General features: G+C 60.0%; 12 protein-coding genes. 1 reads left to right on the forward strand and 11 read right to left on the reverse strand.

The annotated features are described in order from the left end of the window. Positions 1–232 precede the first annotated feature (232 nt). From ACFPN2_RS34455 to ACFPN2_RS34500, 10 genes are all read right to left on the reverse strand, one after another. A complete protein-coding gene (locus ACFPN2_RS34455) occupies positions 233–595 on the reverse strand; it encodes an amidohydrolase family protein (RefSeq protein ID WP_380605226.1) in 363 nt (120 codons plus the stop codon). A 62-nt stretch (positions 596–657) separates the two neighbouring features. After that, positions 658–1,551, reverse strand: a complete 894-nt coding sequence (locus ACFPN2_RS34460; RefSeq protein ID WP_380605228.1) for an alpha/beta hydrolase — start codon at positions 1,549–1,551, stop codon at positions 658–660. A gap of 91 nt (positions 1,552–1,642) precedes the next feature. Further along, positions 1,643–4,057 carry a TonB-dependent receptor gene (locus ACFPN2_RS34465; protein WP_380605230.1) on the reverse strand — a complete coding sequence of 805 codons (2,415 nt, stop codon included), beginning with the start codon at positions 4,055–4,057 and terminating at the stop codon, positions 1,643–1,645. Between the two features lie 155 nt (positions 4,058–4,212). Further along, a complete protein-coding gene (locus ACFPN2_RS34470) occupies positions 4,213–5,316 on the reverse strand; it encodes a FecR family protein (protein ID WP_380605232.1) in 1,104 nt (367 codons plus the stop codon). After that, a complete protein-coding gene (locus ACFPN2_RS34475) occupies positions 5,297–5,884 on the reverse strand; it encodes an RNA polymerase sigma factor (protein WP_380605234.1) in 588 nt (195 codons plus the stop codon). Before ACFPN2_RS34475 ends, ACFPN2_RS34470 begins: the two co-directional genes overlap by 20 nt. 106 nt (positions 5,885–5,990) lie before the next feature. Next, positions 5,991–6,860, reverse strand: a complete 870-nt coding sequence (purU, locus tag ACFPN2_RS34480; protein ID WP_380605236.1) for a formyltetrahydrofolate deformylase — start codon at positions 6,858–6,860, stop codon at positions 5,991–5,993. Continuing rightward, positions 6,857–7,369, reverse strand: coding sequence for a sarcosine oxidase subunit gamma (locus tag ACFPN2_RS34485; RefSeq protein WP_380605238.1), 513 nt, complete (start codon positions 7,367–7,369; stop codon positions 6,857–6,859). Before ACFPN2_RS34485 ends, purU begins: the two co-directional genes overlap by 4 nt. Further along, positions 7,362–10,196, reverse strand: a complete 2,835-nt coding sequence (locus ACFPN2_RS34490) for a 2Fe-2S iron-sulfur cluster-binding protein (RefSeq protein ID WP_380605240.1) — start codon at positions 10,194–10,196, stop codon at positions 7,362–7,364. Before ACFPN2_RS34490 ends, ACFPN2_RS34485 begins: the two co-directional genes overlap by 8 nt. Then, positions 10,193–10,477 carry a sarcosine oxidase subunit delta gene (locus ACFPN2_RS34495; protein ID WP_380605242.1) on the reverse strand — a complete coding sequence of 95 codons (285 nt, stop codon included), beginning with the start codon at positions 10,475–10,477 and terminating at the stop codon, positions 10,193–10,195. Before ACFPN2_RS34495 ends, ACFPN2_RS34490 begins: the two co-directional genes overlap by 4 nt. 17 nt (positions 10,478–10,494) lie before the next feature. Next, positions 10,495–11,739: a sarcosine oxidase subunit beta family protein gene (locus ACFPN2_RS34500; protein ID WP_380605244.1), complete on the reverse strand. Its 1,245-nt coding sequence runs from the start codon at positions 11,737–11,739 to the stop codon at positions 10,495–10,497. Between the two features lie 56 nt (positions 11,740–11,795). Between ACFPN2_RS34500 and ACFPN2_RS34505 the strand changes: the two genes are divergently transcribed. Next, positions 11,796–12,395, forward strand: coding sequence for a TetR/AcrR family transcriptional regulator (locus ACFPN2_RS34505; RefSeq protein WP_380605245.1), 600 nt, complete (start codon positions 11,796–11,798; stop codon positions 12,393–12,395). 21 nt (positions 12,396–12,416) lie between these two features. On the opposite strand, the gene ACFPN2_RS34510 is transcribed toward ACFPN2_RS34505, so the two are convergent. Next, on the reverse strand, positions 12,417–12,986 hold the full coding sequence (locus tag ACFPN2_RS34510; RefSeq protein WP_380605247.1) for a cyclase family protein: 570 nt from the start codon (positions 12,984–12,986) through the stop codon (positions 12,417–12,419). Positions 12,987–13,007: the final 21 nt, after the last annotated feature.

Below are 13,007 nucleotides of genomic sequence, written 5' to 3' on the forward strand. Positions count from 1 at the left end.
GATTTGCCACCCAGGGTATCTTGGTGGCAAATCGGGAGCCTATCCACCCGGGATCCTGGCAACAAGGTCTCACTTTGTCCGTGCTGAAGCAGGATCCCTCGTGAGGTGGAATAGCGGGGACCGAAGCGTTCCGCGAGCGCCGCCGACAGCTCTGGCGACAACGGAACTCGGGAAAGCGAAGGCGCATCGTGCATGCGATTCTCTGCAATATAATCAAAATGAAGCTCAGCCCTCAGTCGACGTGCCCGCCGGTCATCGACAGAACCTTGCCTGCATAAAAAAAGCGAGGACCGCGGATCAACCCATCGGCGATTGCTGAGGCCAAAGAAAAGTCGCCGCCGCCGATATCGCGCACCGTAGTGAAACCGCAATCCAGCGCATGGCCAAGCTTCTTGACCGCGTGCGCTGTCCGGTAAGGCGCATCACGGCTGTCGACTACCTTTGCGTTGAGATCCGAGAAATAGGAATGAATGTGCAGATCGATCAGGCCGGGCATCAACGTCTTGCCGGCGACATCGATCCGGAGAACGTCATCGGCTTTGATCGGGCGATCGGCAACCTCACGGATCGTGCCACCTTCGATCAGCACCGACATGCCCTCGGCGCAATCGGCGGACACGCCGTCGAATATGCGCGCATTCTCCAGAATGATAGGTGTCATGGTCGAAACAGATATAACAAGGCGTCGCTCAAGGCCGGCGCGACCACGGATGTATGAGTGTGGCCATCGTAAATTTTTGAGGCCCAAGCGAGTTGATCGTTGGGCACTCTATTCAGAGCGCTCACCAGGCGATTGTAGTTTCGTCCCACCTCTTCATAGAGGGCGACGCCGCCATTGATCTCCCGCGATCCACACGTCACGAACATCTTGGTCGGATGCGCAAGCTTGCCTTTCAGCAGCGTTTCAAATTGCGCGACATAGTCGATAGTGTTGGTAAAAATCCCGGGGCTGCCCAGCCAGTAGCGATCGAATAATTTCGATTGTTTCAAGAATGCGTAAAAGGTGAACGTGCCGCCAAACGAATCTCCCAGAATGCCCGCGCGCTTGCCGGTCGTGTTGTATCTGGAGCGGATGAAAGGATCGAGCTCCTCTTCGAGGAACGCCAGAAACTTGTCCGCCCCGCCGGGCGTCGTTTCGGGCGTAGTGGAAAACTTTTCTTTCATTGCGGACGGCACCTGATCTGCCATCGTATAGTCGCGCGTCCGCGCATTCGGACGTCCGACTGGATAATCGACGCCCACGAGCAGAACCGGCGCAAAGCCGGGATGGATGAGATCCACATATTGCAGCATGCAGATCGTCGCGGTGACACCGAGCGCCCATGACCCGTCCAGGACATAGACGACATCGAGCGGCTTTTCGTCCGCCGCGGCACCGCCGGGCAGCCCTTTGGGCGGCGACCAGACGCCGATCGCCATGTTGTCGCCGACCGCTTTGGAATGGTATTCAAAAGATTCAGTATCGCGCAGCGGCCAGGGCTGTCCGGTACTTTCAAATCCGCTGAGATCCGCGGCGCGTGCCAGCCCTCCGCTCAACTCAGGCGCACTCAACGCAGCCGTCAACCCAACGCCTGACATGAGGAATTCTCGTCGCCCGGACATCGTGCATTCTCCTGTACTACCGGATCAAAAATCGGCCGGATCAAAAATCTGACGTGATCTCGAAACCCAAAGCACGCGGGTAATCCAGCGTTTGTATGCCCGATCCGATCGTGACCGGATCATGTTCGTTCAGAAGATTCGTGCCGACGAAATAGACTCCGAGCTTGTCGCTCTGGACGCCGATCCGGGCACTGACCAGGTCGCGCTTCCCACCGAAGCCGCCCGGATTCGGCGGCACCGAAAGGTTGGCAAGAGAGCCAAAACCGCCGCGCATTTCTTCAATGTGGTTATAGGAGGTGTTCAGATGCGCGATCCAGTTGCGACCGATCGGCCTTTTGTAATCAACCCCCACCGTCGCGGTCCAATCAGGAACATAGGAAATCCGGTCACCCACCGCTGCGCCGGCGACGGTGCCGGCCGGCGTGACGGTCGAAAATTCCGAGCTGTTCCAATTGCCGACCAGGCTCAGCGTCAGACCGGGAATTGCCTTCGGCGTCGCCGTGATTGCGGCATCGACGCCGTAGATCTCAGCATCGCCCGCCGCGAGCTGCGCGTTGAGCACCACGAGATTGACGAATTCTCGAACGCCCTTCCAGTCCATGTAATAGAGTGCGAGATCGACGAAAATCTGGCGATCGTTGAGGTTTTGTTTGGTGCCTATTTCATAGTTCCACAACTTATCGGAAGGCACCGATCTCGGGCATCCGGGCGTGACCGCGCATAAAGCGTTGGTGTTGGCCGTGCCGCCGCGGAATCCATTGGAAATGTTGATGAAGTAGCTGGCCGTGTCGTTTGGATAGTAAGCCAGGTTGAAGCGTGGATTGACGCTGTCGAATTTGAGCTTGCCCGAGCTCTCTGCCGTCGGGAACGCGCCCAGAGACAAGGGCGGATCGAACACAGTCGTTGCCCCGCCGACCGTCGAGCTTGTCAGATGCATCTCGGTCAAGCTCTGCGATTCCGTCTCGAAGTCTTCTTCGAAGTACCGAAGCCCGACCAGAGGAACCAGCTTGCCATCGAACAGCTTGTAGGAAAGCTCTGCAAAGACCGCACGCGTGCTTCTCTCGGTAGAGCTGGCGCCGGTCAAGTCCATGATGTACGTCGACCCAGTCGCATCGGGAAGAAAGAATTCGGCAGTTGCAGCCGATGTCGAATCGTCGTCATCGTCGGTAAGGAACAGCCCGACGATCCAGTTCAGTGGGCCTTGGCTCGAGGAGGCCAAACGCGTTTCGTTGCCGATATAGGATCGCTCGGCACCCGTTATGGAACTCGAATCGGCCAACCCGGCAAAAGAGACGTTGGAAATGTTGTCAATGTCCTGGTCAATGGCGGTCGTGACACTCGTCAGGTTGGCGAAGCCAAAGTCGTAATTCACCGTCCCTGCAAGCATCCTGTATCGAGTGTCATCGTTATCATCGGGGCCGCCGGTCAGGCGCGTGCGGTCAAATGGATTGAACATTTGTGACGCCCCGAAATCCGTGTCGCTCATCTGGAACAAGACGTCGATCGACAGACGATCCGTCGCTGCATACTTGAGGCTGCTGCGAAGACTGGTAATCGTTCCGCCGTCTTGATCTTTGCCGGTGGCTGGAAAGCCAGTCGGACCCGTATCGCCGAAGCCGCCGAGCTTTTCGTAACCGCCCGCAACGCGTAGCGCCAGCTTGTCCCGGAGCAGCGGGAAATTCATGGCCCCATAGCCATAATAAGAATCGGAGCCGCCCTGGGTCGCCGACCAGCCGCCAAACGCATTGCCTTCGAATTCGTTCAAATCGGGCGCATTTGGAATGAAACGAACCACGCCGCCCATGGCGCCATTGCCATAAAGCGTCGATTGCGGGCCGCGAAGTATTTCGACACGCTCTATGTCGTATAGCCGGGAGGTTGGGGCCTGGACGGATTCGAAGAATGCAGCCTCACCCACGTAATATCCGGTCGTACCTCCGGAAACATTGGTGTTCTGGCCGACGCCGCGAATATTGATGACTTTTTGCGCTCTATTGCCGCTGCTCACCCCTTCATTGACGCTCGGCGCGAATCGTATGGCGTCGGCAACATCGAGAAAGCCGCCATCCCTCAGCATATCGCCGCCAAGGGCGGTCACGGAGATGGGTGCCTTCTCGAGCGCCACGGCGCCAGACTTCAGTGCGGTGACAACGACCTCCTCCAGCGCGTCGGGTACTGCATCTGCCGCTGCAGCCTTGTCCGCGACGGTGATGACGAGCGCGCCGCTCTCGTGGCGAGTCAGTTTGAGGTTGGTTCCCTCGAGGAGCTTCTGGACCGCTTTCTCCGCGGTGAATTCGCCGTTCACGCCTTCGGTGCGCAGTCCTTTGAGCTGATCGGTGGAGTAGAAGAACTCAACGCCCGATTGTTCGGCCAGCATCTTCAGTGCGACCGTCAACGATCCCGCAGGCACGGCGACTTTCTTGATCGATTCGTCCGCGGCCGCTTGCGTCGACATCGACAGGACGCCAAGAGCGATTAGAACGGCGGCGCTGATCTTTCTCGAATGCGACATTCGGAATCCCCCAGGCACTCTAAAGGTGGTGCGTTTGTCTACGAAAGACGAGCGGGGATGGGATTCGTTGCAGAGAGATGAAGAAAAGTGCGACGAGCTCAGCGTGTGTTCAAGTGAACGCGATCGTCGCCCTCCTCGATCTTCACGTGAAAACCGGACTTCAGCAGCCACAGAAAACCGTCGGCGTTGCTGGAGCGGAAATTTCCACTGATGCGCAGAGCCGACAGCGACGGATCATCGATCACGATCTTTCGCGCGCTGTAACGGTTGAACTCCGCGACTGCGTCGGCAAGCGGCGTGGCTTCGAATACCAAGTATCCGTTCCGCCAGCTCAAGAGCTGCTCAGCCTCGGGCGCAGAGCCTCCCTGCACGAGCACGTCTGACTTTGCGGTACGCGCTATGGCTCCGGCTGCGAGCGCCGTGGCAGGTCGGCCTGGTCTTCCTGCCAGCTTACTCAGCGTGATAACCGCAGACGCTTGTTCGAGCTGCACGTGTCCTTCGGTGACCACGACCTGGATGTCGTCGGCGTCGCGCCGCACGGAGAACTGCGTTCCTACGGCAGTGACACGCTTGTCGTCCACATATACGACGAACGGCCGCGTGGCATCCTTGGCGACCACGAAGAATGCCTCGCCCCTACGCAGGTCGATGCGCCGTTCCTTGTTACTAAGGTCGACGTCGATTCGAGTGTCGGTGTTGAGCGTGACGCGAGAGCCGTCGGCCAGAGAGATCGTATCCAATTCGCCGACGGCAGTTGAGTATTGGTTGGCCCACAGCAGGTGCGTATTGTGAGCGTAGAACGTCACGGCCACTGCAAGAATCGCCATGATGGCCACGGCCCAACGTAATGGCTTGAACTTGGAAGCGTCGCGGCCTTCAGAGTCTTGCGGGAGCGCCGACGCAGGATTCTGCTTCGCGGCGTTCTTACCTCCTGGAAAGAGATCGTTACCCCAGCGTCCCGGCGGAGGGACGGCTCCCCGGGGGATCCCGGCACCGAGCGCTTGCAAGCGGGCAGCACCTTTCCAACCGGCCCGCAGGCGCAGATAGGCAATCCGGTGTGCCGTAGAACCATTCAGCCACACCTCGAACTCGGCCTGGTCCTGCTCGGTCCAGTGACCGCTATCCTTCTTCCAGAACCACGCCGCTGCCATGTCTTCCACAGCTTCGGCAGTGTTGGAGCTGCTATCCGTGCTCAGATTCACTGCTCCCTCCCTTCGCATCGTCCTGCGCATCGTGTTCGCCGTTGCCTCCGAGAACCACCTTGGTAAGAACTTTCAATCCGCGCGCCAGGTGACTCGCGACGGTGCCCTCTTGCATACCGAGCTTCTCAGCCACTTCTCGCTGAGACAGCCCGTCCACACGTCGCAACCAGATGACCGCTCGACAATTCGCCGGAAGCTGATCGATTGCATCGGCAAGGCGTCGCAATTCCTGACGCGCATTGACCCGCTGCTCCGGCGAGACTCCATCTACTAAGACGCTCGGCGAGTCGAAATCTTGCGTCAGGTCGATGGACACGATGCGCTCCCGGCGCAAGCGGTCGAAGATCAGGTTGCGAGCGGTGGTCAGCAAGAATGCCCGAGGCGAATCCGGCAGCTGACGTGCCGCGCTCTCGTAGACACGAATGTAGACTTCCTGCCGAAGGTCGGCCACATCATCCTGATTGGGCCAGGCGCGTCTCAAATAGAGCGTCAACGACGCTTCGTGCCGTAAGATTTCGGCTTCGAACCAGTCGTCCAGAGAACTGTCAGTGCCATCTATCCGGGTCATCAGCCGAGAACATTACGCGCTCGGCAGGGTACCGCCTAGAGTCGCCCGACTTTATTTGCCAAAGGTGCAACGGATTCTGGAGTCGCTCGTCTTTTATAGATTGGCTTCACCGCAAGATCACGGTGCGATTGCCAAACTCGAAGATACGATGCTCGGCATGCCACTGCACAGCTCGATTCAACACCACACTCTCGATCTCGTTGCCGAGCGTGGTCAATTGCTCCGGCGTCATGGTGTGGTCGACGCGCTCGACCGCCTGTTCGATGATCGGACCTTCGTCCAGATCGTCGGTCACGTAGTGCGAGGTCGCTCCGATCAGCTTGACGCCGCGCGCGTACGCCTGGTGATAAGGCTGTGCACCTTTGAATCCCGGCAGAAACGAGTGATGTATGTTGATCGCCTTGCCGGCGAGCTCACGACATAGATCGCTACTCAAGATCTGCATATAGCGGGCAAGCACGAGCAAGTCCGCGCTCGAGTCCCGAAACAGTTGCAACATCCGTCGCTCCTGCGCAGCCTTGCCCTCCGGCTCCATGGGCAAATAGTGGAAGGGCAAGCCGTGCCATTCGACCAGGCGACGCTGCGTCTCGTGATTCGACACGACGCCGACGATGTCCACCGGCAGCGTCCCCACTTCCCATCGATGCAGCATGCTCTTCAAACAATGACCTTGCTTCGAAACGGCAACGAGTACCCGCTGCCGGAGCGAGGCGGCACGAATACTCCAGCTCATGCGGAAGCGCCCGGCGACTGCCTCGAAGTCTTGCTTCAGCCGCTCGATGTCCAACGGTGCCGCGCTCCCCGACTCGAACACGATGCGCAGAATCGAGCTGTTCGACACAGGTTCTCGGAAATGCTGTGCCTCCGTCAGAAGCGCACCGTGCTGTGCCAGGTCATTGGTGACAGCGGCGACGATGCCGACGCCGTCCGGGCAAGAAAGAGTGAGAATGTAACTCGGCTGTTGGGGCGTCATCATGGGCTGCTCTGGAACTCGACTGCGGCATCCGCAATCCAATCGGTGAGGAATCGCAGGTAGCTGCGGGCGACATACAATCGAAAACCCGTGGCGTCGTCGATGTGCTCGACGATCACGGCCATCTGCGCAAAACGCGTTCGAGCGCAATGACCGGCGGCAAACGCAGTCGGATGAAAGTCCAGACCGCAACCTTTCGACAGCACGTCACGTGCCTGCGCGCCTCGAACGTTCAACACTCCGATGCCGTCGGTCGTGTCGATCAATACAGCGCCCTGCGCCGTCACCTCAGCCGCGAAGCGCTCGGCAATGTTGGCTGGCGACTGTTCCTCTGAAACGAGCAGCCATCGGCCAGGGGCCAGACATAGAGCGCGAACAGAGCCAGGCAGCGTTGCGCCGACCTCGCTCGGCAGCTCACAGCCGTTCAGAGACAGACGCTGCTCGCCGTTCTTGAGCTCGGGCAACCAGGAGTTGATCTCCAGCACTGCCCTGGGTCGATGGATATCAAGCATTCATGCGCTCCCCGGCTGAATCGTAGAACGGCGGAGCGACGACCTTGGCCTGCGTGATCGCGCCGCTGTCGTAGACGTTCACCGTCGCGCCGATGCGCTCTCTTCCTCCACGCAGCATCGCAAGCGCGATCGGCTCATCGCCCATGACGGTTCGGCCCGCCGAAGTCACCCAACCATCGGTGACTTCCGAGGAGTCGACGATGCGCAGATGGCTGCCAATGACCAAATTCGTTTCGCCCTTGAGGCCAACCAGCTGCAGGCGATCCGCGCGACGATGCTCGGGCAACCACAGCGAGCGTTTACCGATGTAGTCCGAACGTTTGTTGGTAGCGACCTTTCCCCAGCCGACATCATCCGGCACGGTGGTACCGTCGGTATCAGTACCGACGTGCAGGAAGCCCTTTTCCAGCCGCATGAGTAGCAGGGCATCCAGACCGAACGGTTGAATGCCGTGAGCCTGGCCTCGATCCATCAGCGCATCCCAGAGTTCCTGCGCCGCGCCGGTACGAACGTTGATCTCGTAAGCCAACTCACCGGTGAAACTCACGCGATACAGCCGAACATCGAGCCCGTGCAGCCGTCCTTCTGCCATGGCCAAATGAGGAAAGTTCGGCGTCGAAATATCCATGCTTGGATCGAGGCTCGCGAGCACATCACGCGACTTCGGCCCCGCCAGCGAGAAGCACGCCCAGCTTTCTGTCACAGGCACGATACTGACGCGCAGATGCGGCCATTCGCACTGATGCCACTCCTCGAACCAGGCTGCAACCCGCTGCGCGTTGCCCGATGTCGTAGTAATCAGATAGCGATCCGACGCGAGCTTCACGACAGTACCGTCATCGAAGATCACACCGGACTCGCGAAGCATCAGGCAATAGCGGGCCCGACCGGGCTTCAGGGTCGTGAGGTCGTTGATGTAGAACCGATTGAGGAAGTCGAGCGCATCCGGACCCTGCACCTCGATCTTGCCGAGGGGCGAATAGTCCAGCAGGCCGCACGCGGTGCGCACGGTTCGGGCCTCGCGCATGACAGCGTCATGACGGGACTCACCGTTACGAAGATATGCAGAAGGACGTTTCCACTCGCCAAAGTCCTGCATGAGCGCACCGTGAGCGACGTGCCAGTCATTCAGCGGCAATGTTCGCTCCGGCGCAAAACGGCTGCCGATGGCGCGACCCGCGATCGCCCCAAGCGTCACGGGCACGAACGGCGGGCGAAACGTGGTATGCCCCGTCTCGCCAGGACTCACACCTCGCAGGCGCGCCACCGTTTCCAACGCTACCAGGTTGGATGTCTTGCCCTGATCCGGCGCCATTCCCGTCGTCGTGTAACGCTTCTGATGCTCGATCGAAACGTAGTTCTCTCGCAGGCCCAGCTCGAGATCAGCAACCGTCACATCGTGACGCAGATCGATCCATTGCCGCGCCCTGTTGCCAACGGGACTCAAACGCGGACCGAGCTCAGAGCCGTGACGCTCCTCGGCATTCGCAGGCGCAAGCGCGGCGACGGGATGTCGACTGCCAGGCGCGAGCGCGTTGCTCCGAGGATCGTAGGAAAGTCTGCCGGTCGCCTGCGAATACAAGTGCAGCGTGGGATTCCAACCGCCGGAGACGGCGAGCGCGTCACATGCGACGTCTTGCGTCGATTCAATCCGCTGCCCATCCTTCGACAGCTTGCCAAGTGTCACGCCACGCAAGGCACTGAAGCCTCGAGTATCGACAGGCATCGTGCCGTCCAGGAGCGGAATGGACAACGCCTGCAGCTCGTGTCGCTTCGCAGCCGGCACGTCCGCCCGACTGTCGGCCACGGCAACGACATCGACGCCCGCCGCCTTGAGATCGCGGGCGACGACATAAGCAGAATCATTGTTGGTCGCGACGACTACACGGCGACCGCACGCGACGGCATATCGACGCAGATACTCGTGCGCGGCCCCCGCCAGCAGAATGCCAGGACGATCGTTGTTGCAGAACACGAGCGGCTGCTCGATGGCGCCGGTCGCGAAGATCACCCGCCTGGCGCGCACGATCCAGTAGCGCTCGCGCGGTAGCCCGGAGTTTGCCTTTGTGTTTGGGACGCTTTCCAACAGCGTGACTATGTCGCGGTCGTAGTATCCGACCGCAGTCGTTCGGGTCAGAATCTGAACATTCGGCAGCTGACTCCAGTGATCCTGCGACCGGCCTTGCGGCGCACCGCCGTTCCACGCGTCGCGCCCACCCAGATGATTCGCCTGCTCGACCAGCACCACCCGTGCTCCACTGCTCGCAGCCTCGCTCGCAGCGGCCAGTCCGCGTTCGCCGCTGCCGACGATGAGGACGTCACAATGCAGGTTGCGAGATTCATAGCGATCGGGATCCCGTTCATTCGGTGCGCGTCCGAATCCCGCCATCCGGCGGATGATGCCTTCGTAGCAATGCCAGCTCGGCCAGATGAACGTTCTGTTGTAGAAGCCCGCAGCCCAAAGCGGCGCTGTGAAATCGAGCACGCGCCCCACATCGAAACCGCGTCGTGTGAGCGAGCTCGCCCGCAATCCTTCCGTCAGTTCAACGAGCGTGGCACGCGCAGATGGGACGCTCGATGCCCCCGTCCCGAGCTGCACGAACGCATTCGTTTCTTCGATGCCACTCGAGTAAACACCCCGGGGGCGACGAAACTTGAAACTGCGCGAGACTGTGCGCACGCCATTGGCCAGGAGCGCGGATGCAAGCGAATCACCCCCATATCCTTCGTAAGTTCTATCGTCGAAGCTGAAGCGAACACGCTGCTGACGATTCAGCGCACTGCCCGCAGCGCGCTCGGCGGGAAGACGAAACGGTCCAGCGCTCATGTCGTTCCCCGATCCAGCGTTGGCTTGGCGTCCCCCATCCGATACACGGCGCGGACCTCGTGCGTGACCGTGTCACGGGCGACGTTGAACCAGCGGCCGCATCCATACTCGTGAAGCCAGCGCTCGTAGAGCATGCCCTTGGGATTGTCTCGAACGAACAAATAATCGGCCCAAACGGCATCGGTGACCTCGAAGGCCGGTCGGGCGATGTGAGATTGTCCGCCGAACTTGAACTCCGGCTGATCGCGCACACCACAATAAGGACAAGCGAGTCGCAACATCGAGAGGACCTATCAATTTAATGAGCGACGCCGGCAGCGGCGCCTTCGTCGATGAGCGCGCCGCGTTCGAACCGATTCAGTCCGAAGTGGGTAATCAACGGATGGGGGCGGTTGTGGGCGACGGTGTCCGCCATGGTGTGTCCGCCGCCCGGGATTGCCTTGAAGCCACCGGTGCCCCAGCCACAGTTGATATACAAACCCTCGACAGGCGTCAGGCCCATGATGGGTGTCGTATCCGGCGTGATATCCACCATGCCCGCCCACTGTCGCATCAGGCGCAAGCGACTGAAGCTTGGAAACAGCTCCAGGACGGCTGCAATCGTCCCCTGCAGCACTGGCAGACCGCCGCGTTGTGCATAAGAGTTGTAGGCATCGGCGGCACCGCCGATGACGATCTCACCGCGATCGCTCTGACTCACGTAGGCATGGATCGCTCCCGACACCAATATGGTATCGAGCGCCGGCTTGATGGGCTCAGTCACCATCGCCTGCAGCGCCATCGTCGTGATGGGCACACGCAGTCCGGCCCGTTGGGCGAGCACTGACGAATGCCCGGCGACCGACATGACGATACGATCCGCGGCAATGATGCCCTGACTGGTACTGACGCCGCTGACTCGACCGCCGCGTGTCTGAAATCCGGTCACTTCGCAGTTCTGGATGATGTCGACGCCGAGCGCATTCGCGGCCCGCGCATAACCCCATACGACAGCATCGTGCCTGGAGATACCGCCGCGCCTTTGAATGAAGCCTCCCAGCACGGGATACCTTGATTCCAGGTTGATGCGTGGCACGAGCTTTTTGATGTCGGCCGCCGTCAGGATCTCGGAATCCACGCCACTCATCAGCGTGGCATTGGCCCATCGGCGATTGATCTCGAGCTCATGCTCGCTGTGAGCGAGCGACAGAACGCCTCGCTGGCTCAGCATGATGTTGAAATTGAGCTCGCGGCTCAAACCCTCGTAGAGCTTGAGCGAATGATCGTAGAAGGCCGCACTCGCGGGATAGAAATAATTCGAGCGACACACCTGAGTATTGCGACCCGAGTTGCCGCCGCCGATCCAGCCCTTCTCTAGCACGGCGACATTGCGAATGCCGTGCTCCCTGGCGAGATAGTAAGCGGTCGCGAGCCCATGCCCGCCGCCGCCGATGACCACCACCTCGTAGCCGGGCTTCGGCGTCGGCGTACGCCAGGCCGGCCGCCAGTCCTTGTTTCCCCGGAGCGCATTGCGAGCCAGATTGAGGAGCGAATACCGTTGCATGGGCCTATTGTTATTCCAGACACATGTGTATGGCAATAGCTGTGTAGAATACCGGCATGGCAACCAAATCCAGAACGACGCCGAATCGCTCGCGTCAGACCCGCCAACCCTTGGGGCGCGACGCCTGGCTCGCAGCCGCGCGCGATGCGCTGATCGAAGAAGGAACCGCCGGTGTCGAGGTCAACAAGCTGGCCAAGCGGCTGGAAGTGACGCGCGGCGGGTTCTACTGGTTTTTTGAAAGTCGCGAGCAACTGCTCGACGCCCTGCTCGGCTTCTGGGCGCAGTCCAGTACCGTGCTGTTCGAGAAAATCGCCACCGCGACGGAGCTGAGCGGTCTGCAGAAGTTCAAAGCGCTCGTGGACCTGTGGATCAGCGAGAAGGAATACGACCCGAAGTGGGACGGCGCGGTGCGGGACTGGGCCCGCACCTCACCGAAAGTGCTCGATACCGTGCACGCGGTCGATGAGCAGCGCGTCGGTTTCATCGAGCAGGTGTTTCGAGATCTGGGCTACAAAGGCAAGGAAGCGCACGTACGGGCGCGTGTTACTTATTATCATCAGGTCGGCTACTACGCATTGGGCGTGCGCGAGTCCCGCAAGCAGCGCCTCGAGCTGATCCCTTATTACACGAAGATTCTCACCCAACAAGAAACCTGACGGGTGCCGGGCGACTACTTGTCACGCTCTCGTCTCCGCGATCACTCGACAGGGCAAACCGGTGAGGTCGGTGCGATTCAGCGGAGCCGTGTACACAGTGAATGGCGCTGACAGCGAGAGGAGCTGTCTGACGTTGTTCAAGTTCTCGATGATGAACACTCCACGGTCGGCGCAATACTGATCCACCGCGGCGTGCTTCTTGGGCTTCTGCACTCCGGCGGCATCCACGCCGATGAGGCGCACCCCCTGATCCACAAGATACGCCACGGTCGCGTCGGCCAGCTCGGCGCTCTTCTTCACGTAGTCATGTGCCGTGTCATAGCCCAGTTCGTCGACCCAGCCGGTATAAAAAATCAGCATGTCGCCGCTTTGTACCGGAACGTGAGCAATGTCCGTGATCTCGACCTCCCGATCGCGAATGTGAGAAACGTCGACAACCTTGCCGTTGGTGCGAAAGCTCTCCAGCGGAAAGACTTTGTCCATGACATCGAAGTGCGTTCCGGCGTGCCCGGCTTCGACGATCTTTCTCACATAGTCCTCGCCGCCGCTGAACTGGGCGATGTTGAGCGGCAGTGACAAATCGATCAGCATAGAATCCTCCACACAAGAAAA

This window comes from Steroidobacter flavus (assembly GCF_042651805.1).
Taxonomy (GTDB): Bacteria; Pseudomonadota; Gammaproteobacteria; order Steroidobacterales; family Steroidobacteraceae; genus Steroidobacter; species Steroidobacter flavus.